We start from the raw sequence: 25,418 nt of genomic DNA, 5'->3' as shown, positions 1-25,418 counted from the left end.
TCCCAAGCTTTGCTAGTAAACTTGCCAGCACCTTCTGAGTGGGCAATTATCTATGCGGATCGGTATTTTGCTAATCAGCATCACAAATAACAAAGAGAAAAGAATGGAACACACACAACAACGTGTTGTACACGCCAATGTGGTGTTTGGTAACAAAGGCGAACACGAGCTTATATGTAAGGCGAAAGAGGGCGACAAACAAGCGTTTAGAGCTCTTTACGACGAATATGTTGGCCGAGTCTACGCACTGTGTTATCGGCTTACTGGTGAAAAAGGAATGGCAGAAGATGCGTCTCAGGAAGTCTTTATTCAGCTGTGGAAAAAGCTCGATAATTTCGACGGGCAAAGCCAGTTTTCTACGTGGCTACATAGCGTAACGGCAAACATTACCATCTCTTACATGCGCAAACAGAAAGGCTGGGTGCAGCGCATGTTTAACTTGGAAAATAGCGGCATTAGTGAAATGCCGGCTCAAGAGAATAGTACCGATGTGGATTTAGAAGCATTGATTATTCGCCTACCAGAGCGTGCCAGAATGGTTTTTGTACTCCATGCACTTGAAGGATACCGCCACGAAGATATTGCCAACATGTTGAACATGGCTGTGGGCTCAAGCAAAGCGCAATTTTTTCGTGCTAAGCAATTATTGAAAGATTTTATGGGAGTCGATGATGAGTGATTTTGATGACAAGCTTGCTCAGCATGTGTCTGGGTTATCGAAAGAGAAATATCCAGAACGGGATCTATGGCGTGGAATTGAGCTAGGCATAGCATCTCAACAGGGCGATGCTTCAAATGAAGAGACCTCGCCTTCTAGAGTAACTTCAAGTCAATGGATGGCTATAGCTGCCAGTGTTTGCTTGGTCACTGTCTTGTGGTTTGCTGCTCCCTTTGCGTTCAAAAGCGATGAAAGTCGAAGCAGTGGATACGCGTTGATTGATGCAATGAGCAGCCAACAGCAAAAGCAGGTTAACAGCCTGCTGGCAAGTTATGAAAGTACTCCTGCGCTAACCCAAGACTGGCAGGAACAGCTGAAAGAATTAGATGATGCCGCAGATGTTATTAAGGCGGCGTTAAAAGACGATCCAGACAACTCAGCATTGATAAAAATGCTGCATCACGTATATCAACAGCAAATTGCCTTAATTGAGCGAGTGCACGCGCCTAAGTGGCAGCAAATTTAATAAGGGCTTCAAATGAATACAAATATGAAAAACACAATATCGGATAAGTTAACGCACATGTTCAGCTCATCTAACGGGGTTAAAGCTTTACTAACTACGGCATTATTAAGCATCGCTACTGCCGCATTCGCGGGCGAAAAAGTTGATAAAACCATCGATACCTCATCCTCTCCTAAAATTGATATTGAACATATTGATGGAAAGGCTGATATCCGTGTCTGGGATAAAGCTCAGGTTCGGGTAACAGGAGAGCTCGGCGACCAGACCGAAGAATTTATTTTCGAAAAGCGCGGCGATGTTGTTGTTATTCACGTAGAGGTGGAGCACCACTCAAAGAGTTGGTATCAGAAGAGTCGAGATGGTGATGATCTAACTATTTACGTGCCATCGGCAAGCGATCTTCATTACACCGCAGTCAACGCAGACGTTAAAGCTGAAGGAATAACAAAAGCGGTAGATGTAGAGGTCGTTAACGGCAATGTGACATTAGAAAACATTGGTGAGCGCGTAGAGGTTGAATCTGTGAATGGCGATATTCTATTAAAGAACGTTAAAGGCCGGTTAGAAGCTGGCACGGTTAACGGCGATATAGAAGCTACTCACGAAGGCACTACGCCTGTGAGTTTTACAGCAGTAAATGGAAAGCTTGATATCGCATCGAGCAGCCCTGATGTATCCGTTGAGACAGTGAATGGACGTATTGAGCTATCGTTGCAAAATATTGATAGCCTGCAGATAAATACCGTTAACGGTCGTACTTTTGCTAAATTGGGGCTGAATGCGAATGGCAGTATTAAAGCTAATTCGGTTGGTGGTGCGATGGAATTTATTTTTCAAGATGATGTATCAGCCCAGTTTGATATAGAGACACATGCAGGTGGAAATATTGTGAATAATATTAGCGGCGAAAAAGCACAAAAGCCAAAGTATGGGCCTGGAAGCTGGTTGCGCTTTATACACAATGGCGGTGCTGCGAGCGTCGATATTTCAACGGTACACGGGCGTATAGAAATAGATCGAAAATGAATAAGCTATAGTAATCTTGATAGGGACTTTAGCTTGAAAAAAGCAATTTAGACCACATTTATTAATTAGCGTATGTGGTGGTGATAGAAAAGCTGCGTATAAACGCAGCTTTTTTTGTTTAGTCGCTAAATGTTGATATTTCGACGCTTAGTTAGAACTATAGGGAAAGTTTAAAGCTCTATACTCAAGTGGCTTCAAGTGAACTTTTTATATAGCTTTTACGTTAAACTACCTGATTTTAATAAATTTTATGTACGGAGAGTAAATTGAGTATTGTTGGACACGTCAAAAGGTTTTGGCGATTTCATAGCCTAATTATCGGTGCGTTTGGGATATGTGCGCTAACCTTAGGTTGTGCTGTTCAAGAGCCCGCTTATTACGAAGGAACCTGGGTTGTTACTAAAGCTTACAACGTAGGCATTACCGCTCACTCAACTGCTGAATCAGAGCAGTTTCTTGGGCGTTCTGTAACCTACGAGAAAGAGAAGGCGAAACTTGATCAAGCCTTTTGCGAGTCGCCTATTTATACATCCAAAGAGTTGAGTGGAAGTGACTTTCTCGCTACTTTTGGCGCATCGCCCTCGTCACTAGACTTCAGTGATGACAACATCACCCAAGTGAGTTTGGCTTGTTCAGATAACAACGCAACCATGGGGTCGACACTAGTTTTTCAAGAAAATATCAACACTTACACCTTGATAGATGGCACCTTTTTGAAGCTAGAAAAAACACTTTAGCTTAAGCGGCCTTTTTAGGCTCTTGTGATAAAAGACCTGCTTCCTTTGTTGAGAGATGTGCGTTAAAAGCGCATAATATCCAACTGACTTTTGTGCATTGGAATAGGCTTTACTTGTGGCGTCTGCGTCTAACAACGATAAAAATGTTGATAAATTGAAGGTTCCCCCTCATAGCATTGAGGCCGAGCAGTCTGTTTTAGGCAGCATGCTTATCGACCCCGAAAGCTGGGATAAGGTCGCGGAACTTGTTACCGATAACGACTTTTACAATCGTTCACACCAAATAATCTTTCGTGCTATCACGCGATTGCTTAATAGCAGTCAGCCGATAGATCTTATTACCGTATCAGAAGAGCTTGAAAAGCACGATGAACTAGAAGATGCAGGTGGTTTTGCTTATCTCGGCGAGCTAGCGAAAAATACCCCAAGTTCTGCAAACGTAGTCTCTTATGCGCAAATTATTAGCGAGCGTGCTATTACCCGTGAACTTATCGGTGTTGCGCACGAAATTGCTGAAGTAGGCTATAACCCTGAAGGCCGTGACAGCGCAGATATTCTCGACCTTGCTGAAAGTAAAGTCTTTGAAATAGCAGAGCGAAGAACCGGTGAAAACGAAGGCCCTCGCGATGTTGAGTCTATCCTAGGTAAGACCATCGACCGTCTAGAAGAGCTGGTAAAAACCAATAAAGAAGTAACGGGTGTTACAACGGGCTTTACCGACCTAGATAAAATGACCAGTGGTATGCAGCCGTCGGACCTTATAATCGTGGCGGCGCGTCCATCAATGGGTAAAACTACCTTTGCAATGAACTTGATTGAAAACGCCATGATGGCAGAAGAAAAGCCAGTACTGGTTTTTAGTCTTGAGATGCCATCTGAACAAATCATGATGCGTATGTTGGCGTCATTAAGCCGTGTTGATCAAACGAAGATTCGTACCGCTCAGCTAGACGATGAGGACTGGGCGCGTATATCTAACACTATGGCTATGCTTAAAGATAAAGATAGCCTGTTCGTTGATGACTCTTCGGGTCTAACACCTATGGATGTGCGAAGCAGAGCCCGTAAACTCGCGCGGGAGCGCGGCGGGATAAGCCTTATCATGGTGGATTATCTTCAGCTAATGCGAGTACCGTCGCTAAGCGATAACCGTACATTAGAAATTGCCGAAATATCACGGTCATTAAAAGCGCTGGCTAAAGAACTGGAAGTGCCCGTAGTTGCACTGTCGCAGCTTAACCGTACGCTAGAACAACGTGCCGATAAACGCCCAGTTAACTCTGACCTTCGTGAATCTGGTTCAATCGAGCAGGATGCCGACCTTATCATGTTTATCTATCGTGATGAGGTTTATCACGAAAACAGTGAATATAAAGGCATTGCAGAAATCATTATTGGTAAGCAGCGTAACGGTCCAATTGGTACCTGCCGACTTACCTTCCAGGGCCAGTTTTCTCGTTTTGATAACTATGCAGGCCCAGCCATCGCAGATGAGTACTAACGCCCTATCTTTGGTCGAGTTAATTGTCTAACTAATTTCCAAGCTGTGGTTGAATAGCGTGCTGCATTCGTTTCTGCAAAACGCTATTTAGGGCGGGTCGATAGATACAAAAAAGGCGCCTTTCGGCGCCTTCTTCAATTCATATAATATGAATTACTTTTCTTCAGCTACTTTCACTGTGTCTTTAACTGTCACTGAAATGCGACGGTTAACACGGTGTGCTTCAGCGTTATTGCCTTCGTCTAGAAGCTGAGTTTCGCCGTAACCGATAGTCTCTAGGCGAGAGCTGTCGATACCGTACATGTCTACCATTACTTCTTTGAAGTTAGCAGCACGACGCTTAGAAAGGTCCATGTTGTACGCTTCAGAACCTGGTGCAGAAGTGTGACCTTCTACTACTGCAGTCGTTGAAGGATACTGCTTCATGAACTCAGCAAATTCAGAGATTTCTGGATCTTTAGGCATTTTAACAACAGCGCTTTCGTTGTCGAATAGAACGCGTAGTGTGATTTCTACTGTCTCTTCGTCAAATACTGTACAACCTTTAGCGTCTACTTTTACGCCAGCTGGTGTATCAGGGCACATGTCTTTGCTGTCTACAACGCCATCGTTGTCAGCGTCTTTAATTGCACAACCAGTTGCATCTACTTTAGTGCCAGCTGGAGTGTTAGGACACTGGTCAACACTGTTTAGAACGCCATCGTTGTCGTTATCAACGCTACAGCCAGTCGCATCAACGCGAACGCCAGCTGGAGTCATTGGGCACTGATCTTTGCCATCTACAACGCCATCGTTGTCGCTGTCTTTAGGAGCAGAAGGAGTGCTCTTGCCAAATGGAATCGCAAGACCAACTTTTACACTGAAGTCGTTATAGCTTTCACCGAAATCGTGATACGTAGCAATCTCTGTGATTAGGCGAGCTGTCTCACCAACTTTCCAGTGTTTACCGATACCAATGTTACCAAGTGTTGTAGAGTCACCAACTGATTGGCGCTTAACACCACCAAAAACAAACCACGCGTCATCCGGCATAAAGTATAGCGCGTCTACGCCAGTCATTTCGCCGCTGTCGTCGCCGCCGTCACGGAAGTCTACAGACAATTTCGTGAATTCTACACGGGCAGCCCAGCTTTGAGTGAAACGGAATCCGTATTCGAACGTTGCACCTAAACCGTCGTCGTATACTTCACCTTCGGTAAGAGAAAGAGGGCGTGATTCGTCAGTATTGTAATGCATGCCCGAAATACCAAACCAGCTTTTGTACTCTGGCTCAGAAGAGTCTTGAGCAAATGCGCTGGTAGATGAAAGTACAGCTAGAGATAGCGCTGCCATTTTAAAGTGTTGTTTCATAGTCACATCCTGTTTAACGTTGAGTGATTATCGATTTTAGATAATTTTGTGTTGTGCTTAGCGATATACGCTAGCACAAATTGTGCCATTTATAATATGGGTTAGGCTGCGATCCCTTGTAATGTGGCAATAATTGTTCGTCTTCCACCATGATCTCGGTGTTCACCGAGCATGATACCCTGCCACGTACCAAGTGCAAGTTTGCCTTGTTGGACAGGAATGGTAAGTTGACAGCCTAGTATACTCGATTTTAAGTGAGCAGGCATATCATCTTTACCTTCATAAGTATGCCTGAAAAAAGAAAGTTCTTCTTTTACACTATGGTTGAAGAAAGCTTCCATATCATGCCTCACTGTAGGGTCGGCATTTTCGTTTATCGTTAAGCTTGCGCTGGTATGCTGAAGCCATAGGTGTAGCAGCCCAACTTCAACATGGCGAATATTCTGTAGCGCAGATTCCACCTGGTCGGTTATCAGGTGAAATCCTCTGGGGTAACTGTCGAGTGTAATTTTTTCAGAGTGCCAGAAATTATTTGTCAAAACAGATTTCCAAGTGCGCTAAACCTTCATCGCACATGAAGGGCAGAATAATTTTAGCGCCATCGACCTGATGGCTGATAGTGTGTTGCTTTCCCGATACTACGATAGGTGTCGCCATTCCGAACTCGAACCCGCGTTCTGCAAGATCTCGTTTTGCGTTTCCGCAAATCATATTGGTAACTTCACCAACCATATCACCCACTTCAGCATCGAGTTTTTCAGGGCGCTCTCCAACCATTCGCTCCATAATAGTAAGGGCAAGTGATTCATCAAACGTGATAGACATAGAGCCACGAACATCTGGACCTACCATGCCTATCAAGCCAGAAACGTCACCTTTAGCGATATCGCTTTGCTTGCGTTTGGGCTTGCCCGGAGTCAACTTTGTTTGTGCCATGGTCTCTAGCACGTTGAGCAGGCCGGCAATAAAAGGGTTCACAAAATCAGCATTCATGTACACTCTCCTGGGCAGTGTGCTCTTCGGTTTGTTGACAGTCGGCACATAATCCATGGGCCTCAATGGTTTGTTTTGAAACTTTAAAACCGTGTTGTTTGGCTTGATTATCGAGGGTATCTTGAAGACCTTCAGATTGAATCTCAGCAACATCACCGCAGCTGTCACAAATTAAGAACTGAACGGGGTGGTTACATCCAAAATGGTAACAGGCTACGAACGCATTGGTAGACTCTAAGCGATGAATGAAACCAAAATCGAGAAGAAAATCCAAAGCGCGATACACAGTGGCAGGTTTTGCACTGGATTCTGTTTCTTTTAATGAGTCGAGTAGTTCATAAGCACCCATGGGGCCGTGCTTTGATACAAGAATCTCGTACACCTTTTCTCTAAGCGGTGTAAATCTAGCGCCGCGCTGTTCACAATACGCGCGTGCCTTATGAATAAGTGTGGTTTTGTTCATTGATGATAACCGTAAACTCGACTTTCATTGTTATATTAAAGCGCTACTTCTGGATCACGTTTGTTTGTGTGAACGTGAGCAATTAACTCATCTTCCAAGGCAAAACGCTCTTCTAATGTTTCTCCAAGCTTAGCTAAGGCAGAATCAAAGCCTGCAGCCTGCTCTGGCGTCACTGCTTGCGCAAACGTATCATTGAATTCAAGTGCGGCGTCAGTGGTTTTTGTCAATCTGGGGTAAAGTTTATCACGCAGTTTTATACCTTCGCTGTCGCTTTCAACTAAAATATCGAAAACTTCGAAATGTCCTGCAGAAAGATAATCGAGTAAAGCACCACAAAAGTTTGCTATTTCATCGGCATCGGGCAAACATTCGCTATGGTTGTTAATGCCGGCAAGTTCACAGTACGAGACTAATAAGGCTTGCCTATCTAATAGCCAACGGTCTATGACCTGACTTTTGCCACCCCATTTAGATTTTACGCTTTCCAACTGTTGCAACATTGTATGTGCTACCCGTTTAGCGACAATAAGTTTCAGTATAACACCGTGCACTAGCGACACAAATTTTGCACGAAAAAGTTTGCAGTAAAAACATAGTGCTAAGGCAAACTAACGCCTAGTGAACGGGTTAGCGGCCTTGAATTTACAAATTTTGAGCTGAATGTACAGTAACCTTTATCAGCCCTAGTGTATTATGAAGTACAGAAGCGTAGGAGTAACACTATATGATGATTAAATTAGATGAAGGGAAGTTGACCTCCCAGCAGGCGATGTGGGTGGTTTTTAGTCGTGGAAAAGTTCTAGTACAAGAATCATCTGAGTCTATTCCCGTTGCTTATCTGAGTGAAATTCCTTTCCTAGCGTCATACGTAAATGAAATACATCAACTTCCGCCACTAAACGAAACTGCACACAGAGAATTACCTGTCTTCGTTGTAGATTTAGGCGCTGAACATGTAGAGGAACCCGGCTGGGAAAAAGTATCACTTAGACAACTTCTTTTTGCTGAATACGATATTGCTTTTTCTGTTATTGGTAGAGCATGGCAATACATTCATTTTTTGCGGACACACCAGTTTTGTGGCCAGTGTGGTGCGAAAACCGAGCGTGTAGATTGGGAGATGGCTATGCAGTGTTACCGCTGTCAGCATCGCACCTATCCAAGGGTGTCCCCATGTATTATCGTTTCTATTCACAACAATGAGAAAATACTATTAGCAAAAGGGGTTCGCCACAAAGAGTCTAATATGTATTCGACCCTTGCCGGCTTTGTTGAAAGCGGGGAGAGTTTAGAGCAAGCCGTTCATCGAGAAGTATTTGAAGAGGTTGGTGTAAAAGTTAAAAACCTGCGCTACTACAATAGCCAGCCTTGGCCGTTTCCTCATTCTCTTATGGTAGGTTTTATTGCTGAGTATGATGGCGGAGAAATTCGTTGCCAAGAAAACGAGATAGATGACGCACAGTGGTTTGAAGTGGATGCACTGCCGACTATTCCGCCTAAAGTGTCTATCGCAGGGCAGCTAATTGAGAAAACAGTGTCTCTCATCGGCGACAAATAAAAAACCCTGCCGAAGCAGGGTTTCAATACGTTTAGCACGGTCCCATAAAGGGCTTCTTTTATTTAACGGTTATAGTAATAGCAAACACTCACTTTAAGTGCAAGTTACTTTTTAAGCAATGTGCAAGGAATGTTCGTCTTTAATTATCGACACTACGTCGATTTGTTATTAAAACAGCGACTTTTTAATACAGGTTTTAGCACACCTTGTTCAGAATGCTGGTATACTTCGCGGTTCAAATATATACAGTTATTTAGGTGAGTTATATGTCGCAAAATTTCCCCAGTGTTGATAAGCCCGCGTTGAAGAATGATCGTTACTTACGTGCATTACTTAAGCAGCCGGTTGATATGACACCTGTATGGATGATGCGACAAGCAGGGCGTTACCTTCCAGAGTATAAAGCGACCCGTGCAGTAGCAGGCGACTTTATGTCGTTGTGCAAAAATGCAGAGCTTGCCTGTGAAGTAACGCTGCAGCCTTTACGCCGCTTTCCACTCGATGCCGCTATTCTTTTCTCTGATATTTTGACTATCCCAGATGCAATGGGGCTAGGTCTTTACTTCGAAACCGGTGAAGGCCCACGTTTTAAAAATCCAATCACATGCAAAGCGGACGTAGATAAAATTGGTCTGCCTGATCCAGAAGGTGAGCTTCAGTATGTAATGAATGCTGTTCGCACCATTCGCCGAGAGCTAAAAGGTGAAGTACCATTAATTGGATTTTCTGGAAGCCCTTGGACACTAGCTACCTATATGATCGAAGGTGGTTCAAGTAAGGCCTTTACCAAAATTAAAAAAATGGCATTCGCGGAGCCAGCCACGCTGCACGCATTGTTAGCCAAACTAGCCGACTCAGTAACTGAGTACCTTAATGCTCAAATCGCAGCGGGTGCACAATCTGTTATGGTATTTGATACCTGGGGTGGCGTATTGTCTCCTCGTGACTATAAAGAATTCTCGCTTCAATACATGGAACGCATTGTAAGCGGGCTAACCCGTGAAAATGAAGGTCGTAAAGTGCCTGTTACCTTGTTCACGAAAAACGGCGGTATGTGGCTTGAGTCTATTGCGGCAACAGGTTGTGACGCAGTAGGTTTAGATTGGACTATCGATATTAAAGAAGCCCGTGCACGTATTGGCGATAAAGTAGCGCTTCAAGGCAACATGGACCCTTCTATGTTATACGCTCAGCCGCAAAGAATTGAGCAAGAAGTGGCGTCTATTTTAGAAGGCTACGGCGAAGGAAGCGGTCACGTGTTTAACTTAGGGCACGGAATTCATTTAGACGTACCACCTGAGAACGCCGGCGTGTTTGTTAACGCGGTGCACGACCTTAGTAAGCAATATCACAAGTAAGCGACTTCAATAAAGGAAGTGGAATGAAAACGTGGCTTGTGTTGTTGCTGATAGCGTTTGCATTGGTAGCGGGGTATAAATTCTCTGGCTATCAACACCAACTCAGTGAATCCAATGCAGAGAAAGAGCGACTAACCAATGTGTTAGCGCGCTCTCGTGCCACGGAAACCAGTGAACTTAAAGTCATTAAGCCTGCTGCTAAGCTAGTAAAGAACGAAGTCGCCACAACGAACTCTGACACCAGCGTTGTGGATGAAGAGCAAGCTAGCGTTCAAGTTGTGACTCCCGACCCCTTTTATACGAAAACAGAGGGGTCACTTAATACCTTTTTTGCTTTACCTCCTAATAAAGAGCGCTTTGTGTTGGAAACGGTAAAATGTGGAAACGGGCTTTGCGAAATAACCGGCGAGTACGATGGCTCTGAAAGCGAATTATCTTTGGTTATAGAAGCCTTAGAGAGAGAACCATGGTGGCAATTTGGCTCACCGACTATTACCACTGAGGTTGCACAGCGCGGCTTGAGACTCAATGTTTCTTTTGTTGCTTCACAGTTGCCAAGCGCTCGCGTTCAAAATCGAACCCGTGCCCAAGAGCGAAATCAAAACAGTGTTCAGACCGAGTCGGACAACCAAATTGCATCAGCCCAAATAACATCTGCAGGATAGCCTTTAACCTTAGGTTTATTGCTTGGATTTACACGTAAATCTTATGCGTCTCTGGGTAAGCCTTTTTCAACAACGCGAATAAGTCGAGCTTGCTGTCTACTGTCGCCGCTAGAGGCCTTTTGCTTGCTTTGCTGTTGCTCAATAGCCCAATCAATGTGCCTATCTACTAGGTCGCTTACACAGCCCCGTCTTTCTTTTAAAAGCCGAATGCTTTCTTCATTATAAGGTGCATTGCCTAAAGCCACGGCGATATTTCTCTGCCACTTCTCAAAGCCGATACGCCTGATAGGTGAGCCTTCAGTATTGCGTAAAAAGGTTTCTTCAGACCAACTAAACAAATTATTAAGACTTTGACCATGCAATACCTGCCTAGGATGAAAGTCTTCTTCACTAGTGATATCGGCGAATCGATTCCAAGGACAGACAAGCTGACAATCATCACATCCGTAAATGCGATTGCCCATCTTTGGTCGTAACTCTTCGGGTATGTCCTTATCCGATTCAATGGTGAGGTATGATATACAGCGTCGACCGTCCACTTTATAAGGGGCTACAATCGCGCTCGTAGGGCATATAGTCAAACACGCTGTGCAGCTTCCACAGCCTTCTTCGATAGGGGCATCCACTGGCAGCGGTAAATTAATAAAAAGCTCACCTAGAAAGAACCAAGAGCCCGCTTCTTTATTAAGTGTTAGGCTGTGCTTACCGGTCCAGCCAATCCCCGCTTTTTCGGCAATGGCGTGTTCCAGAACTGGTGCTGAATCCACAAACGGGCGGTATTGGGTATGCGCAAGAGAGGCAGTTATTTTTTCGCCTAGCTGCTTTAAGCGCTTACGTAACACTTTGTGGTAGTCACGGCCTAACGCATAGCGGCTGATATAGCCTATTTCTGGCTTTTTTAAATGCTTAGCAAACGAGGCATCAGGAGGTAAGTAATTCATGCGAACACTGATAACACGCAATGTACCTGGGACCAGTTCATCTGGCCGGGCACGCTTCATCCCATGGCTTTCCATAAAGGCCATATCACCGTGGTAGCCATTGTCTAACCATTCCTGTAGGTGTGACTCGTGCTGATGTAGATCAATATCGCTGATGCCAACCTGTTGAAAGCCTAGCGCTGTACCCCAAGCCTTGATATTGTTGGTCAATTCAACAAGGTCGATAGAACTAATTTCGGACATTTGCTTATGCTAGATACTCAATTAACGTCAAGTTTATCATACAAACTATTTCGGGCCGATCAGGTTAGGGAAAATGAAGGGCAAGCCGCCGCCGACTCTGGCTGTGATATGTTCACCTTAATGCAAAGAGCCGGTGACGTGGTATTTAAACAATGTTTAGAGCTAATGCCTAATTCAGACGTTTATTTAGTATTGGTGGGACAAGGTAACAATGCGGGCGATGGCTACATTGCAGCCATCAACGCAAAACTCGCAGGTAAGCAAGTGCATCTATGTGCGGTGGAGCCTGAACGTACTCTCGACGGCGATGCGGGTAAAGCACAGCAGCGCTGGCTTGATGCTGGCGGCAGCATTAATGGGTTTGATGCGGCGTTATTGGACAAATCAGATGTAGTTATTGATGCGCTTCTTGGTACAGGTATTAACAGTTATATACGCAATGAGTTTGCTGATGTTATCGATGCCGTTAACTCGTCATCGACCCCCGTGGTGAGCGTGGATGTTCCCTCAGGACTCGATGCTAACACAGGTCAAAGTCTAGGACGCTGTGTTCAGGCTGATATAACGGTGACCTTCGTGGGTATAAAGCCCGGGCTTGTCACAGGAGCGGGCAAACAATCATGCGGCAAACTGGTTTACGCTGATTTAGGCATAGGTAAAGCCTTTCAAGCATTAGCCAAAGCTAGCGCGACCATGCTGAATATCGATCACTTCAAGGGGATGGGGCCTCGGGAAATCAACAGCCACAAAGGCACTTACGGGCGACTGTTATGCATTGGTGGAAACCGAGGGACTGCAGGGGCAATTCGACTTGCCAGCGAAGCGGCCCTTCGAAGTGGCGCGGGTATGGTGCGAGTGTATACCCATGAATCGTCGGTGGTTCAGGTAAGTGCAGGCAGACCTGAACTTATGGTGACCGACTTCAATTTAGAAGATGCATTAGCTTGGGCGACCTGCGTGGTGATTGGCCCGGGTCTTGGTCAAGATGAATGGGCTGAAGAAGCATTCGAAACCACAATGAAACATTGTCAAAACCAAAATAAGCCTGTGGTTATCGATGCTGATGCGCTTAACCTTTTGTGTCAGCAGTCCACAGCGTACACCTTGTCAGACAGTATCTTAACGCCTCATGCGGGTGAAGCAGCGCGCTTACTGGGTGTTTCTATTGACGATGTTGAAAGTGACCGCTTTAACTATGCAAGACAGTGCTCACAGCGATACCACGCCGTCTGTGTACTTAAAGGGGCGGGCACGCTTATCGATAACGAAAAGAAAACCTGGGTTTGCCGTCACGGTAATCCAGGCATGGCCACGGCAGGAAGCGGTGACGTACTAAGCGGAATTTTAGGCGCATTGCTTGCGCAAGGAGTAGAAACGGATATTGCAGCAAAATATGGCGTAGTGCTACATGCAAAGGCAGGTGATGATATTGCCCAACTGTATGGTCAACGTGGTATGATAGCGAGTGATTTGTTCGACGCAGTACGTGCGCTTATCAACCACTAAATAGGTTGGTTTTGTCTTGAACGGGCAGGCATCTACTGTGTTTCTTTATATTACTGTGGAATATTGTTGATGTCTTACCCGCATACCTCTTTTTTTGCTAATGAAGTAGATGACACCGCTCAGCTTGCCAAGGACTTAGCGCAAGCGGTTTCGAGTCAGCTCCCTACCGATGCCGTTATTTATCTTGACGGCGACCTAGGGGCAGGGAAAACAACATTTAGCCGTTATTTTATTCAGTCTCTAGGTCATTCAGGTAGCGTTAAAAGTCCAACCTATACATTGGTTGAACCTTATGAGTTGGATAGCGTCAATATTTATCACTTCGACCTGTATCGCTTGGCCGATCCGGAAGAGCTAGAGTTCATGGGAATTCGAGATTACTTCGGCTCCGGAGCTATCGCGCTTATTGAATGGTCGGAAAAAGGCGGCGAATACTTGGCATCCCCAGACTTAGTGATTAGTATAAATATTACACCAGCGGGTAGGCAGTTCAATTTGGAAGCGAAAAGTGCTCACGGTGCTAAATTGCTTCAGCAATGTAAACGCGTGTAGCGAACATTTGAACTGAAAGAAACATTGAACAATTAGCGGCTCCGATGTTTACGAGAGCGGCATGACAATAACATAAAGGCTAATTATGGTGCGCAGTATAGTTTCGGTATTATTCTTGTGTTTCGTAGTGCAGTTTGCATACGGCGCACAAAATAACATCGACGGAGTAAGAATATGGCCGTCGCCGGACAATACACGTGTCGTTTTCGATATGAAGGCTGCGCCAGAGTTCACTTACTTTACCCTCAAAAATCCCCTTCGACTGGTTATCGATCTTAAAAACACCAGTGATTCGGCAAAGCTGTCAGGCGTAGAAAATAGCGGTGATTTAATTAAAAAATTGCGCTATTCAACCCCTAAAAATAAGTCATCGGCTAGGGTAGTTGTTGAACTCAACAGAAATACAAAGCCCTCATTGTTTGCTGTAACGCCTAATGGTTCTCTTGGTCACAGGCTTGTGCTTGACCTGCCCGACAGTGCCCCTAGATCATCGTCGACGCAATCGGCGTCGACATCAGCAGGTTCTGTGGTGATTGACGATACAAGTAGCGCACGTGATAGAGATATTATCGTTGCCATTGATGCCGGACACGGTGGACACGACCCAGGCTCAGTTGGTCCCGCAGGAACGTATGAAAAGCACATCACGCTGAGTATAGCCAAAAAGCTTGAAAGCAAAATCAACCGGGAACCCGGTATGCGTGCCATAATGACGCGCAGCGGTGACTATTATATTTCTCCTAATCGTCGCCCAGAGATCGCCAGAGAGAAAAAAGCCGACTTACTTATCTCAATTCACGCCGATGCGTTTAGTCAACCACAGCCGCGAGGTGGCTCGGTATGGGTACTATCAACACGTAGAGCCGACACTGAATTAGGTCGTTGGTTAGAAAAATCAGAGCGTCACTCTGAGTTGTTAGGCGGAGCTGCTGAAGTTATCAATGATAAATCTAGCGAACGATACCTTACTGAGACCATTCTTGGCCTATCTATGGATCACAGCATGGCGACTAGCCATGATTTAGGCAATAAAGTGGTAGAAGAGTTAAAGCAAGTGACCAGTCTTCACAAAAGAAAGCCACAAGCCGCCAGCTTTGCTGTGTTAACCGCGCCCGATATCCCTTCAATTTTGGTTGAAGTTGGTTTTATATCGAATCCGCAAGAAGAGAAAAACCTGAACTGGTCTAAACATCGCGAGCGTTTAGCGAACGCAATGTTCAATGCAGCCAAGCGCTACTTCAAGCAAGTACCCCCTGATGGTACACTGTGGGCTCAGGAAAGAGTGAATAATCGAACGCACAAAGTCAGAAGTGGTGAATCGCTTTCGTTATTAGCACAGCGTTATAATGTGAAAGTAAGCAGTATTAAAGCCGCTAACGATCTTTCAAGCGATGTTGTTCGCGTAGGGCAGGTATTAAATATTCCGAGAACATAAACCGAGGGTTTGTTTTATCGGCGTTTGCCATTGCGACTACGCGCTTACATATAAAATCATCACCAATTCATATAGTGAATACTATACATTGAATATCATAGGGTAGCCCTTTGCCTATACAGCTTTTATCTCCCCAACTCGCTAACCAAATTGCCGCTGGTGAAGTGGTTGAACGACCTGCATCTGTCGTGAAAGAGCTGTTAGAAAACAGCCTCGATGCCGGTGCTACCAAAATAGAGGTCGATATTGAAAAAGGCGGCCACAAACGCATTCGAATAAAAGACAATGGATCAGGCATTGTAAAAAGTGAACTGCAGTTAGCGTTGAGTCGCCATGCGACAAGCAAAATTACTACCCTTGATGACTTAGAACAAATCTTGTCCCTTGGTTTTCGCGGTGAAGCACTTGCTAGTATTAGTTCGGTGAGTAGGTTGACTCTGACATCTCGTACAGAGTCTCAAGCCGAGGCATGGCAGGCGTATTGTGAGGGCAGGGAAATGGCGGTAAATATTCAGCCAGCGGCTCACCCTGTGGGAACCACAATTGATGTGGCAGACCTTTTTTATAATACGCCTGCAAGGCGTAAGTTCTTACGTACTGAAAAAACCGAATTTCAGCATATCGAAGACGTTATTAAGCGTATTGCGTTAAGTTACCCAAAGGTTTCTTTTATTTTAAAGCACAACGACAAAGTGATAAAACGCTTTATTGCTGACAAAGAAGGCAGCTTACAAACACGGATTGGCGCCGTAGTTGGGCAGAAGTTTGTTCAAAATGCTGTGCACATAAATACGGAATATGAAGGTCTTCACATAGACGCATGGCTCGGCAACGAAGCTATGTTGCGCAGCAGCAATGATTGCCAGTTTAGTTTTGTGAACGGTAGGGGCATGCGCGACAAGCTCATTATGCATGCTATCCGGCAAGCGTATGAAAGTGTTTGGGGCGTTATCGAGCAACCGAGCTTTGTAGTGTATTTAGATGTTAATCCTAAAGATGTTGATGTTAATGTTCACCCTGCTAAGCACGAAGTTAGGTTTCAGCAAGGCAGGCTAGTGCATGACTTTATCTGTAAAACGGTGAGTGATGCACTACACGCCATGACCGACGAGCAGCCCTTGACAGGAATGGACACAAATCGCGCTTCGGGCTCTGATTTAATGGCTACACAGGTAGAACACGACTACATTAGGCCCCTACAAGAACAAGCGCCTGATAACGCACGGGCTTTTAATGAAACCTCTCATTATCCCGAAGGGGCGTATTCGCAAAATGCGACGCAGAGTCACGGTCAATATCCCGGTAGTGTGAAACCGTCGTCAGCGGGAAGCTTTAGTGGGGGCGGCGGAGCTAAGCTTTTGCAAGGCAGAGGGCAAAGTCGAGGGCCAGGCGCTGCTTATCAATCTAGTTATAACGCTTTGATGACGCCAAATAGTGACATCATTGATAGTGATAACGGCGAACAGCGGACTAATGCTCACGTTAATCTTTCTCCCTTGTGTAGAATTTACCCAAAATCAGAAAAAATTTACCTTATTTTTGCAACTAAAGTTGCAAGTATCTGGTTAAGCGAACTATTTTTAAAAGCGAAGCATGGGCAGCCGCTATTGATGCCGGTCGCCGTTTCACTTGAAAATGTGGATGAAAAGCTTGTCGAATTATTAAACGCATCGCATTTTGAAATTAACAAAGTAGCCGGAAAATACCGCTTGCAGCAGGTGCCTGCCGGAACAAGGCATTTACCTTGGCTAAAATGGTTTGAATCCTTTTTATCCATCAAGGGTAGCGGTGAATTAGATTCTATTGAAGGTGCGATGACATCGCTCGATTTAAAAGAGCAAGTGTTCGACGACGATGTATCAAATATGCTCTGGTACTGGTTGGATCAGCAAAGCGAAGCGAAACAATGGGAAATTATTGAGCAATTTGCTAAAGTGCGCCCCTTAAATTTAGTGCTAGATGTGTGGGGAGAATAACGTGTCCAATGGCATAAATTCTGCATTACCTGTAATAGCAATTATGGGCCCCACAGCGTCAGGCAAGACGGGGTTGGCGTTAGATATAGCAGCTCAGGTTGATAGTGAAGTAATTAGTGTAGATTCAGCCCTTGTATACAAAGGCATGGATATTGGCACTGCGAAGCCGACGCAGGAAGAGCAAGCGGGGGTAGTGCACCACTTAATTGATATTATCGACCCGGCAGATAGCTATTCGGTGTCGCAATTTGTAAACGATACGAATGGGCTTATCGGCGATATTTTAGCTCGAGGCAAGGTGCCAATTCTGGCTGGAGGTACAATGATGTACTTTAATGCCTTGATAAATGGAATTTCGCCACTACCTAAGTCAGATGAAAAGATAAGGGATGATATAACACAGCAGGCACAACGCTTGGGTTGGTCTAAATTACACGATGAATTACGTGGTGTAGACCCAATCAGTGGTGAGAGAATCCACCCCAATGACCCACAGCGTATTACTCGTGCACTGGAAGTGTATAGAAGTACCGGCAAGACGTTGACATATTGGCAACAACAAGAGGGTGAAAAGTGCCCTTATAACATTGCACAATTTGCCATAGCGCCCGCAGACAGGGCAGTGTTGCACGAACGAATCGCGACCCGGTTCGATATGATGCTAGAGCAAGGGTTCGAAAAAGAAGTATCGAAACTCTATGAACGCAGTGATCTACATGAAGATCTACCTTCGATACGTTCAGTAGGGTATCGACAAATGTGGCAGTACCTAGACGGCCAATTGAGTTACGCAGAAATGCGTGAAAGAGGTATTATCGCTACAAGGCAGCTTGCCAAGCGCCAGCTTACGTGGTTACGGGGCTGGGAGCAGGTTACATGGCTTGACACATTTGCTAACGATAATTTGATTAAAATTACAGCGAAAGTCACACTTTAAATGTTTGAGTGTGGTATACATTAGACGTGCAGTGATAGTGAAATTTCTATCATGAATAATAAAAACTAAGGATATCAAATGGCTAAAGGGCAATCTTTACAAGACCCATTCTTGAACGCTTTGCGTAAGGAACGTATTCCAGTATCAATTTATCTGGTAAACGGTATTAAACTTCAGGGGCAGGTTGAATCATTCGACCAGTTCGTTATTTTACTGAAGAACACAGTAAGCCAAATGGTGTATAAGCACGCGATTTCTACTGTTGTTCCAGCACGCGCTATCACTATGCCTAGCGCAGGAGATTCTGAAAATACTAAAGGTGAATAATTTAAAAGGTAACGCGCTTGTTTGACCGTTATGAAGCCGGTGAACAGGCTGTACTTGTTCATGTTAATTTTTCCGACGAGAACAGTAAAGAAGACTTAAGTGAGCTTGAATTACTTGTGTCTTCAGCAGGGGTAAATGCGGTCGAAGTCATCACGACGTCCCGCAGTGCGCCTCACGCTAAGTTTTTTGTCGGATCAGGTAAGGCAGAGGAAATAGCAGCAGCGGTAAAAGCACACGATGCTAACGTTGTTATTTTTAACCACGCGCTTTCTCCTTCTCAGGAGCGTAATTTAGAAGCGGTGTGTAAATGCCGGGTGTTAGATAGAACCGGGCTTATTCTCGATATTTTCGCGCAGCGCGCGCGAACTCACGAGGGTAAGCTTCAGGTTGAACTAGCCCAGTTGAGACATATCTCAACCCGTCTCATCAGAGGATGGACTCACCTTGAGCGTCAAAAAGGTGGTATTGGTCTTCGCGGTCCGGGTGAAACACAGCTAGAAACTGACCGTCGATTGCTTCGTGGTCGTATAAAAGCCATTCTTCGTCGCTTGGAAAAAGTGCAAAAGCAGCGTGAGCAGGGTCGTCGCTCGCGTAAACGCGCTGAAATTCCAACGGTATCCTTAGTTGGCTATACGAATGCGGGAAAATCGACGCTATTTAACACCATTACCGACTCACACGTTTACGCTGCTGACCAGCTGTTCGCAACGCTAGATCCTACGTTACGTAAAATCGAGTTAAAAGATGTTGGCCCCGCAATTTTGGCCGATACGGTTGGTTTTATTCGTCATCTTCCCCACGACCTAGTTGCTGCGTTTAAAGCAACGCTTCAAGAAACGCAAGAGGCTGATTTACTGCTTCATGTTGTCGATATTGCCGATACAAAATATCGTGAAACCATGGACGAGGTGAACGACGTACTTGAAGAAATTGAAGCAGGTGACATTCAACAATTACTAATCTGTAATAAGATTGATAAACTAGACGACGTTCAGCCGCGTATAGAAAGAAATGACGAAGGCGTGCCCGTTAGAGTGTGGTTGTCTGCACAAACGGGTGAAGGAACGGAATTGTTAAGCCAAGCTTTGACTGAGTGTTTAGCTAAAAGCATGGTGAACTATACATTGAAGATTCCACCTGCACAAAGTCAATTGCGTGGCGTGTTGTACGAGCTAAACTGTATTGCAAGTGAAGAATACGACAGTCAGGGAGATTGGGTAGTTGATGTAAGAATGCCCACTGCCGATTGGAACAGGCTTGAAAAACGTCTGGAAAACGGAATATCAGAGTATGTTGTGCGACATTAAGCAGTGTTAAACACTGTATTGAGCATGCAAAATTTAAAAATATAACAGTAATCTATGGAGTATCAGCATGGCTTGGAATGAGCCGGGTGGCAATAATAACGACCCGTGGAAGAATCGCGGTGGGAAAGAGCAAGGTCCCCCAGATTTGGACGATGTTTTTAAGAACTTATTTGGTAAGTTTGGAAAGTCAGGTGGTAACGGTGGTGGCTCGGGCAAAAGCCTAGGCGGCATTGGTGCTGGTATTCTAGTAGGTTTACTTGTCGTGATCTGGTTCATTAGTGGTTTTTATACCATTCGTGAAGCTGAGCGCGGCGTAGTCCTTCGCTTTGGTGAGTATCACCAGCAGGTTGAGCCTGGTCTTCGCTGGGCGCCTACGTTCATCGACTCTGTTATTCCTGTTGATGTTCAATCAATACGCGATCAGTCTTCATCAGGCTCCATGCTTACTGAAGATGAAAACGTAGTGAGCGTTCAAATGGAGATGCAATTTCGCGTTGTCGATCCATACCGTTGGACGTTTGCCGTTGAAAGCCCTGAGCAAAGCTTAAGTCAATCTCTTGATAGCGCAATTCGTTATGTGGTTGGTCATTCGACAATGGATGACGTTTTGACTGATGGACGTGAAGTAACCCGTCAGCGCGTATGGGAAGAACTACAAGCTATCATCGAACCATACAACATGGGTGTTTCTATCATTGATATGAACTTCCGTGATGCTCGTCCACCTGAGCAAGTTAAAGATGCATTCGATGATGCCATCGCTGCACAGGAAGACGAACAGCGTTTCATTCGTGAAGCAGAAGCTTATGCTCGAGAAATTGAGCCTCGTGCACGCGGTCAAGTGAACCGCATGAACGAAGAAGCACAAGCCTATAAAGAGCGTGTAACGCTAGAGGCGCAAGGTGAAGTGGCACGTTTTGAAGAGCTGCTTCCTCAGTATGTACGTGCACCTAAGGTTACTCGCGAGCGTATCTACCTTGAAACTATGGAAGAAGTACTTAGCAATACCAGCAAAATCATGGTTGATAGCAAAGGTGGCAACAACATGATGTATCTCCCGCTAGATAAAATCATGGAACGCCAGCAATCTACGAACAACAAAAATACGCGCAACACGCTGGAAGGCTTACAAGCACCAGTAACCGATGCTAATGGCCGCAGCCGCAACAGTTCGCCAAGTTCAGGTTTGCGTGGTGACAGCTACAGAGAGGGGAGATAAGCACAATGAAGAATTTGTTAATTGCAGTATTTGTTCTTCTTGTTTTGCTTGCATCAGGTTCTCTGTTTGCAGTTAAAGAAGGTGAACGTGCGATTGTTATTCAATTTGGTAAAGTGCAAAGAGACGATGCCACAGGTGAAACCAAGGTGTTCGAGCCAGGCCTTCACTTTAAATTACCGTTTATTGACTCGGTCCGCGTACTTGATGCACGTATTCAAACGTTAGATGGTTCACCAGATCGTTTTGTAACGAGCGAGAAAAAAGACCTTATTGTTGATTCATACGTTAAATGGCGCATTGAAGACTTTGCACGTTATTACCTTTCAACGGGTGGTAACAAGCTACAGGCTGAAGCGCTCCTTAAACAGAAAGTAAACAACGGACTGCGTTCAGAATTTGGTACCCGCACTATTGCGCAAATCGTGTCTGGTGAGCGTTCTGCGCTTATGAACCAAGCAATGGAGCAAGCGTCTACATCATCAGACGAGCTAGGTATTGAAATTGTTGACGTACGCGTTAAGCAAATCAACCTACCTACTGAAGTGAGTAACTCTATCTTTCAACGTATGCGCGCAGAGCGTGCGGCTGTTGCTCGTGAGCACCGCTCAGAAGGTCAAGAACAGGCTGAAGTAATTAAAGCTAACATTGACGCAAAAGTAACAGTAATGCTGGCAGATGCTGAGCGTAATGCTCGTCAACTGCGTGGTGAAGGTGATGCGATTGCAGCGCAAATCTACGCTGACGCTTACTCTAAAAATGCAGACTTCTACAGCTTCTTGCGTAGTATGGATGCATATAAAGAAAGCTTTAACAGCAAACAAGACGTTATGGTAATTGCACCTGACAGTGACTTCTTTAAGTATATGAATCAGTCTAACGGCAACTAAAAACCAAACGTTTTTATGAATATAAAGGCCAGTCACTTAGACTGGCTTTTTTATACCTGCTTTAAAAGTAACTTGCTGATAAAAAACAGTTATTTGTGAATATGCGACGCTAATTTAGCAAAGTGTACAGTGAGTTTACCTCTCATTTTCCCTACCCACTGCCAAATTTTCACTAAATCGGGTAAAATACCGCCTGAATATTATTAAAACACGTCACTCATTAAGTACAAAGTTAGCGCCGTCCCAGCGTTAACTTTGATGTAGTAGGCGTAAATAAACGACAGAGGGAAGATTTTGACAACGGAAAACAAGAATACAGCGTCTGCCGATAATAACGGCGGACAGGGTGGGTTATTCTCGCGATTTCTCACTACGGTGGAATGGCTAGGAAATCTACTTCCACACCCAGTAACATTATTTGCGCTGCTTTCACTTTTCATAGTGGTACTAAGTGGCATATTAGGATACTTCGATCTGGCTGTTGCTGACCCACGCCCTGTGGGTGCGAAGGGCCGGGAAGAAGACGGCATGATTGAAGTAATATCTTTGATGAGTGCCGAAGGTCTGCAGCGAATAGTGACTGGGCTTGTCACTAACTTCACTGGGTTTGCGCCACTTGGCACTGTGCTTGTTGCCCTTCTTGGTGTATCGGTAGCTGAACATTCGGGCCTTTTGTCGGCAGCAATGCGCGCATTGGTTATGAACGCGTCAAAACGCGCTGTAACCTTTGCTATTGTTTTCGCTGGCATTATTTCAAACACTGCCTCTGAGCTCGGTTACGTGGTACTCATTCCACTAGCAGCGATGATTTTCCACTCCCTAGGACGCCACCCGCTAGCGGGTCTTGCTGCGGCCTTTGCTGGTGTTTCTGCTGGTTACAGTGCAAACCTATTGTTAGGTACGGTTGACCCACTGTTGTCCGGTATAACAGAAGCGGCAGCGCATATGATTGACCCTGACTACATGGTTGGGCCAGAAGTAAACTGGTATTTTATGTTTATCAGTACTTTTGTGGTAGCCACTATGGGGGCGCTAGTTACTGAAAAAGTGGTAGAGCCGAGGTTAGGTAAGTTTGACCCATCTGAGGCTTCAATAGATTTAGGCAAGCAATCTATGGATGCACCTACAGACTTAGAAAAGAAAGGTCTGCGTTGGGCGGGAATATCTTTTGTTGTGGTTTGCGCAATACTGGCGTTAACGGTAGTACCTGAAAACGGTATTTTGCGTCACCCTGAAACGGGTGAAGTGGCGGGCTCTCCGTTTCTTAAAGGCATTGTTGCGTTCATCTTCATTACCTTTGCTATTCCAGGCTTTGTTTACGGTAAAGTGACCAAGTCGATGCAAAACGACAAAGATGTCATTGATGCTATGGCGAAGAGTATGGGAGCCATGGGGCTTTACATAACGTTAGTATTTTTCGCTGCACAATTTGTTGCTTTCTTTAAATGGACAAATTTAGGTACTGTGCTGGCTGTTAAAGGCGCCGCTCTTTTGCAAGCTGCCGGATTAGATGGCCCCGCCGTGTTTATCCTATTCATATTGATGTGTGGTGTGGTTAACTTATCGTTAGGTAGTGCATCTGCGCAGTGGGCGGTAACGGCGCCTATTTTCGTACCTATGCTTATGCTAATTGGGTACGCGCCAGAAGTTATTCAGGCGGCTTATCGTATCGGTGATTCAGTGACTAACGTTATAGCACCTATGATGAGCTACTTTGGGCTTATCCTAGCCATGGCTGCTAGATACAAAAAAGACTTAGGTATGGGCACGCTTATCGCCATGATGTTGCCTTACTCTATGGTCTTCATAGTAGGTTGGACTATCTTATTTTACATCTGGGTATTTTTACTTGGCATGCCGGTAGGTCCAGGTGCAGCCACTTACTATCAGCCCTAAATAAATAGTTAGCTTTATTGCCACAATATTTGTTGGGTGGCAATTAAACAGCGGTATGTGTTTTTAAATATTATTTTTAAACATATGCCGCTTTTTTAATGCCTAAAATCTATTGGTGCAATCGTAGTTTTTTGGCGTTATAGCAGATCATAATCTAAGGTAATTCAGTATAATACGGATATAGCGAAGTACTTCTCGGACTATGAATACATGAAATACAAATCAAACAAAGGCTTTACCCACGGGCAATCAGATAAGATTGGTGTACTTGTAACGAACCTGGGGACGCCAGAAGCGCCGACTAAACAGGCTCTTCGCCCATATTTGAAAGAATTTCTATCAGACCCTCGCGTGGTCGAAGTACCTAAAGCGATTTGGTGGTTTGTATTAAATGGTATCATTTTAAACTTTCGCCCCAAGCGTTCGGCAGAGGCTTACTCTACTGTATGGACCGAAGAAGGTTCACCGCTAATGGCTATTACGAAAGCACAAGCATCCGCGATTGCAGAACGTTGTAAAGCACAATACGGCGATGATGTTATTGTCGACTTTGCTATGCGCTACGGTAAACCTGCTATAGGCGACACTATCGATGCTATGCTGGCAAAAGGCGTACGCAAGCTTGTAGTGCTTCCGCTCTATCCACAGTACAGTGCATCGACAACGGGTTCTACTTTTGATGCTATTGCAAAAGACTTTACGTCGCGCCGCTGGCTTCCAGAGCTTCGTTTCGTTAACCACTACCACGACCGCGACAATTTTATTACTGCACTTGCCAACAAAGTAAAAGCGCACTGGGAAGTACATGGCCGCGCAGATAAACTCATCTTGTCTTATCACGGCATTCCGAAGCGCTACTTGATGAACGGCGACCCCTACCACTGTGAATGCCATAAAACATCGCGTTTGCTTGCCGAAAAGCTCGGGCTCTCGCACGACGAGTATATGACAACGTTTCAGTCACGTTTTGGTCGTGAAGAGTGGTTAACACCGTATACAGATGAAACATTGAAATCATTACCTGAAAAAGGGGTTAAATCGATTCAGGTTATGTGTCCCGGTTTTTCAGCCGACTGTTTAGAAACCATTGAAGAAATTGGTGAAGAGAATCGCGAATACTTTATGGAAGCAGGCGGCGAGCGTTATGAATACATAGCAGCATTAAACAGTGATGAAGAACACATTGATGTGTTGTTTGACATAGTGCAAGAAAATCTACATGGCTGGACGGTAGAATCTGACAATGGTTTGCGTGCAGGATTAGCCCGAGCGCTAGGCGCTGAACGCTAATTTGTAGCAACTTATGAATTGATAGTGAGAAGCGAGAAAGTCGCGCTTCTCACGCACAAGGAAAGAA

The 25,418-nt window shown here is 45.0% G+C and carries 25 protein-coding genes; 19 read left to right on the top strand and 6 right to left on the bottom strand.

What is annotated here, in order from left to right; genetic code table 11:
* The first annotated feature begins 103 nt into the window (after positions 1–103).
* From PCAR9_RS18460 to dnaB, 5 genes are all read left to right on the top strand, one after another.
* The gene (locus tag PCAR9_RS18460; RefSeq protein ID WP_179984859.1) at positions 104–679 is read left to right on the top strand and encodes an RNA polymerase sigma factor; all 576 of its coding nucleotides are present in this window, start codon (positions 104–106) and stop codon (positions 677–679) included.
* The gene (locus PCAR9_RS18455; protein ID WP_179985277.1) at positions 672–1,184 is read left to right on the top strand and encodes a hypothetical protein; all 513 of its coding nucleotides are present in this window, start codon (positions 672–674) and stop codon (positions 1,182–1,184) included. Before PCAR9_RS18460 ends, PCAR9_RS18455 begins: the two co-directional genes overlap by 8 nt.
* A 12-nt stretch (positions 1,185–1,196) precedes the next feature.
* Positions 1,197–2,210: a DUF4097 family beta strand repeat-containing protein gene (locus PCAR9_RS18450; RefSeq protein WP_179984858.1), complete on the top strand. Its 1,014-nt coding sequence runs from the start codon at positions 1,197–1,199 to the stop codon at positions 2,208–2,210.
* 266 nt (positions 2,211–2,476) lie between these two features.
* Positions 2,477–2,947 carry a hypothetical protein gene (locus PCAR9_RS18445; RefSeq protein WP_179984857.1) on the top strand — a complete coding sequence of 157 codons (471 nt, stop codon included), beginning with the start codon at positions 2,477–2,479 and terminating at the stop codon, positions 2,945–2,947.
* 115 nt (positions 2,948–3,062) lie between these two features.
* On the top strand, positions 3,063–4,448 hold the full coding sequence (gene dnaB / locus PCAR9_RS18440) for a replicative DNA helicase (protein WP_179984856.1): 1,386 nt from the start codon (positions 3,063–3,065) through the stop codon (positions 4,446–4,448).
* Positions 4,449–4,601: 153 nt separating this feature from the next.
* Here the strand turns inward: dnaB and PCAR9_RS18435 are convergent, their stop codons facing one another.
* From PCAR9_RS18435 to rsd, 5 genes are all read right to left on the bottom strand, one after another.
* Positions 4,602–5,798 carry an OmpA family protein gene (locus tag PCAR9_RS18435; protein WP_179984855.1) on the bottom strand — a complete coding sequence of 399 codons (1,197 nt, stop codon included), beginning with the start codon at positions 5,796–5,798 and terminating at the stop codon, positions 4,602–4,604.
* Between the two features lie 101 nt (positions 5,799–5,899).
* Positions 5,900–6,337 (bottom strand): secondary thiamine-phosphate synthase enzyme YjbQ, encoded by a 438-nt coding sequence (locus tag PCAR9_RS18430; RefSeq protein ID WP_179984854.1) that lies wholly within the window; start codon positions 6,335–6,337, stop codon positions 5,900–5,902.
* Entirely contained in the window at positions 6,327–6,791 is a 465-nt protein-coding gene (locus PCAR9_RS18425; RefSeq protein ID WP_118491578.1) for a chemotaxis protein CheX, read from the bottom strand. The genes PCAR9_RS18430 and PCAR9_RS18425 overlap by 11 nt, the downstream gene beginning before the upstream one ends.
* Positions 6,781–7,254 (bottom strand): transcriptional repressor, encoded by a 474-nt coding sequence (locus PCAR9_RS18420; protein ID WP_118491580.1) that lies wholly within the window; start codon positions 7,252–7,254, stop codon positions 6,781–6,783. The genes PCAR9_RS18425 and PCAR9_RS18420 overlap by 11 nt, the downstream gene beginning before the upstream one ends.
* A gap of 35 nt (positions 7,255–7,289) precedes the next feature.
* A complete protein-coding gene (gene rsd / locus PCAR9_RS18415; protein WP_179984853.1) occupies positions 7,290–7,754 on the bottom strand; it encodes a sigma D regulator in 465 nt (154 codons plus the stop codon).
* A 224-nt stretch (positions 7,755–7,978) separates the two neighbouring features.
* Here rsd and nudC point away from each other — a divergent pair, with 224 nt between their 5' ends.
* The 3 genes from nudC to PCAR9_RS18400 all read left to right on the top strand — a co-directional run bounded on the left by nudC (position 7,979) and on the right by PCAR9_RS18400 (position 10,835).
* Positions 7,979–8,812 (top strand): NAD(+) diphosphatase, encoded by an 834-nt coding sequence (gene nudC / locus PCAR9_RS18410; RefSeq protein ID WP_179984852.1) that lies wholly within the window; start codon positions 7,979–7,981, stop codon positions 8,810–8,812.
* Between the two features lie 266 nt (positions 8,813–9,078).
* Entirely contained in the window at positions 9,079–10,170 is a 1,092-nt protein-coding gene (hemE, locus tag PCAR9_RS18405; protein WP_179984851.1) for a uroporphyrinogen decarboxylase, read from the top strand.
* A gap of 23 nt (positions 10,171–10,193) precedes the next feature.
* Positions 10,194–10,835 carry a hypothetical protein gene (locus PCAR9_RS18400; protein ID WP_179984850.1) on the top strand — a complete coding sequence of 214 codons (642 nt, stop codon included), beginning with the start codon at positions 10,194–10,196 and terminating at the stop codon, positions 10,833–10,835.
* 41 nt (positions 10,836–10,876) lie between these two features.
* On the opposite strand, the gene queG is transcribed toward PCAR9_RS18400, so the two are convergent.
* Positions 10,877–12,019, bottom strand: coding sequence for a tRNA epoxyqueuosine(34) reductase QueG (queG, locus tag PCAR9_RS18395; protein WP_179984849.1), 1,143 nt, complete (start codon positions 12,017–12,019; stop codon positions 10,877–10,879).
* A gap of 6 nt (positions 12,020–12,025) precedes the next feature.
* On the opposite strand from queG, the gene PCAR9_RS18390 reads away from it, so the two are divergent.
* The 11 genes from PCAR9_RS18390 to hemH all read left to right on the top strand — a co-directional run bounded on the left by PCAR9_RS18390 (position 12,026) and on the right by hemH (position 25,351).
* On the top strand, positions 12,026–13,525 hold the full coding sequence (locus PCAR9_RS18390; protein WP_179984848.1) for an NAD(P)H-hydrate dehydratase: 1,500 nt from the start codon (positions 12,026–12,028) through the stop codon (positions 13,523–13,525).
* 69 nt (positions 13,526–13,594) lie between these two features.
* The gene (gene tsaE, locus PCAR9_RS18385) at positions 13,595–14,077 is read left to right on the top strand and encodes a tRNA (adenosine(37)-N6)-threonylcarbamoyltransferase complex ATPase subunit type 1 TsaE (RefSeq protein WP_179984847.1); all 483 of its coding nucleotides are present in this window, start codon (positions 13,595–13,597) and stop codon (positions 14,075–14,077) included.
* An 85-nt stretch (positions 14,078–14,162) separates the two neighbouring features.
* Complete coding sequence (locus PCAR9_RS18380) at positions 14,163–15,512, top strand: N-acetylmuramoyl-L-alanine amidase (protein WP_179984846.1); 1,350 nt, start codon at positions 14,163–14,165, stop codon at positions 15,510–15,512.
* Between the two features lie 110 nt (positions 15,513–15,622).
* Positions 15,623–17,488, top strand: a complete 1,866-nt coding sequence (gene mutL, locus PCAR9_RS18375; protein ID WP_179984845.1) for a DNA mismatch repair endonuclease MutL — start codon at positions 15,623–15,625, stop codon at positions 17,486–17,488.
* Between the two features lie 43 nt (positions 17,489–17,531).
* The gene (gene miaA / locus PCAR9_RS18370) at positions 17,532–18,425 is read left to right on the top strand and encodes a tRNA (adenosine(37)-N6)-dimethylallyltransferase MiaA (RefSeq protein WP_232091301.1); all 894 of its coding nucleotides are present in this window, start codon (positions 17,532–17,534) and stop codon (positions 18,423–18,425) included.
* A gap of 78 nt (positions 18,426–18,503) precedes the next feature.
* Positions 18,504–18,752, top strand: coding sequence for an RNA chaperone Hfq (hfq, locus tag PCAR9_RS18365; RefSeq protein WP_014951092.1), 249 nt, complete (start codon positions 18,504–18,506; stop codon positions 18,750–18,752).
* A 17-nt stretch (positions 18,753–18,769) separates the two neighbouring features.
* A complete protein-coding gene (gene hflX / locus PCAR9_RS18360) occupies positions 18,770–20,059 on the top strand; it encodes a ribosome rescue GTPase HflX (RefSeq protein WP_179984843.1) in 1,290 nt (429 codons plus the stop codon).
* Positions 20,060–20,126: 67 nt separating this feature from the next.
* Entirely contained in the window at positions 20,127–21,278 is a 1,152-nt protein-coding gene (gene hflK / locus PCAR9_RS18355) for an FtsH protease activity modulator HflK (RefSeq protein ID WP_179984842.1), read from the top strand.
* Between the two features lie 5 nt (positions 21,279–21,283).
* The gene (gene hflC, locus PCAR9_RS18350; protein WP_179984841.1) at positions 21,284–22,165 is read left to right on the top strand and encodes a protease modulator HflC; all 882 of its coding nucleotides are present in this window, start codon (positions 21,284–21,286) and stop codon (positions 22,163–22,165) included.
* Between the two features lie 294 nt (positions 22,166–22,459).
* Positions 22,460–24,061, top strand: a complete 1,602-nt coding sequence (locus tag PCAR9_RS18345) for an AbgT family transporter (protein ID WP_269475074.1) — start codon at positions 22,460–22,462, stop codon at positions 24,059–24,061.
* Between the two features lie 210 nt (positions 24,062–24,271).
* Complete coding sequence (hemH, locus tag PCAR9_RS18340; RefSeq protein WP_179984840.1) at positions 24,272–25,351, top strand: ferrochelatase; 1,080 nt, start codon at positions 24,272–24,274, stop codon at positions 25,349–25,351.
* The last annotated feature ends 67 nt before the right edge of the window (positions 25,352–25,418 follow it).

The organism is Alteromonas macleodii (genome assembly GCF_903772925.1).
GTDB classification, from domain to species: domain Bacteria; phylum Pseudomonadota; class Gammaproteobacteria; order Enterobacterales; family Alteromonadaceae; genus Alteromonas; species Alteromonas macleodii_A.
Note: the sequence above shows the minus strand (reverse complement) of the source record. Positions and strands in the feature narration are given on the sequence as shown.

Bases quoted from the DNA above. Each gene is read 5' to 3' on its own strand.
- PCAR9_RS18460 (WP_179984859.1), top strand. From the start codon at position 104: ATGGAACACACACAACAACGTGTTGTACACGCCAATGTGGTGTTTGGT.
- PCAR9_RS18455 (WP_179985277.1), top strand. From the start codon at position 672: ATGAGTGATTTTGATGACAAGCTTGCTCAGCATGTGTCTGGGTTATCG.
- PCAR9_RS18450 (WP_179984858.1), top strand. From the start codon at position 1,197: ATGAATACAAATATGAAAAACACAATATCGGATAAGTTAACGCACATG.
- PCAR9_RS18435 (WP_179984855.1), bottom strand. From the start codon at position 5,798: ATGAAACAACACTTTAAAATGGCAGCGCTATCTCTAGCTGTACTTTCA.
- PCAR9_RS18425 (WP_118491578.1), bottom strand. From the start codon at position 6,791: ATGAATGCTGATTTTGTGAACCCTTTTATTGCCGGCCTGCTCAACGTG.
- PCAR9_RS18420 (WP_118491580.1), bottom strand. From the start codon at position 7,254: ATGAACAAAACCACACTTATTCATAAGGCACGCGCGTATTGTGAACAG.
- rsd (WP_179984853.1), bottom strand. From the start codon at position 7,754: ATGTTGCAACAGTTGGAAAGCGTAAAATCTAAATGGGGTGGCAAAAGT.
- nudC (WP_179984852.1), top strand. From the start codon at position 7,979: ATGATGATTAAATTAGATGAAGGGAAGTTGACCTCCCAGCAGGCGATG.
- hemE (WP_179984851.1), top strand. From the start codon at position 9,079: ATGTCGCAAAATTTCCCCAGTGTTGATAAGCCCGCGTTGAAGAATGAT.
- PCAR9_RS18400 (WP_179984850.1), top strand. From the start codon at position 10,194: ATGAAAACGTGGCTTGTGTTGTTGCTGATAGCGTTTGCATTGGTAGCG.
- queG (WP_179984849.1), bottom strand. From the start codon at position 12,019: ATGTCCGAAATTAGTTCTATCGACCTTGTTGAATTGACCAACAATATC.
- PCAR9_RS18390 (WP_179984848.1), top strand. From the start codon at position 12,026: ATGCTAGATACTCAATTAACGTCAAGTTTATCATACAAACTATTTCGG.
- tsaE (WP_179984847.1), top strand. From the start codon at position 13,595: ATGTCTTACCCGCATACCTCTTTTTTTGCTAATGAAGTAGATGACACC.
- PCAR9_RS18380 (WP_179984846.1), top strand. From the start codon at position 14,163: ATGGTGCGCAGTATAGTTTCGGTATTATTCTTGTGTTTCGTAGTGCAG.
- miaA (WP_232091301.1), top strand. From the start codon at position 17,532: ATGGGCCCCACAGCGTCAGGCAAGACGGGGTTGGCGTTAGATATAGCA.
- hfq (WP_014951092.1), top strand. From the start codon at position 18,504: ATGGCTAAAGGGCAATCTTTACAAGACCCATTCTTGAACGCTTTGCGT.
- hflK (WP_179984842.1), top strand. From the start codon at position 20,127: ATGGCTTGGAATGAGCCGGGTGGCAATAATAACGACCCGTGGAAGAAT.
- hflC (WP_179984841.1), top strand. From the start codon at position 21,284: ATGAAGAATTTGTTAATTGCAGTATTTGTTCTTCTTGTTTTGCTTGCA.
- hemH (WP_179984840.1), top strand. From the start codon at position 24,272: ATGAAATACAAATCAAACAAAGGCTTTACCCACGGGCAATCAGATAAG.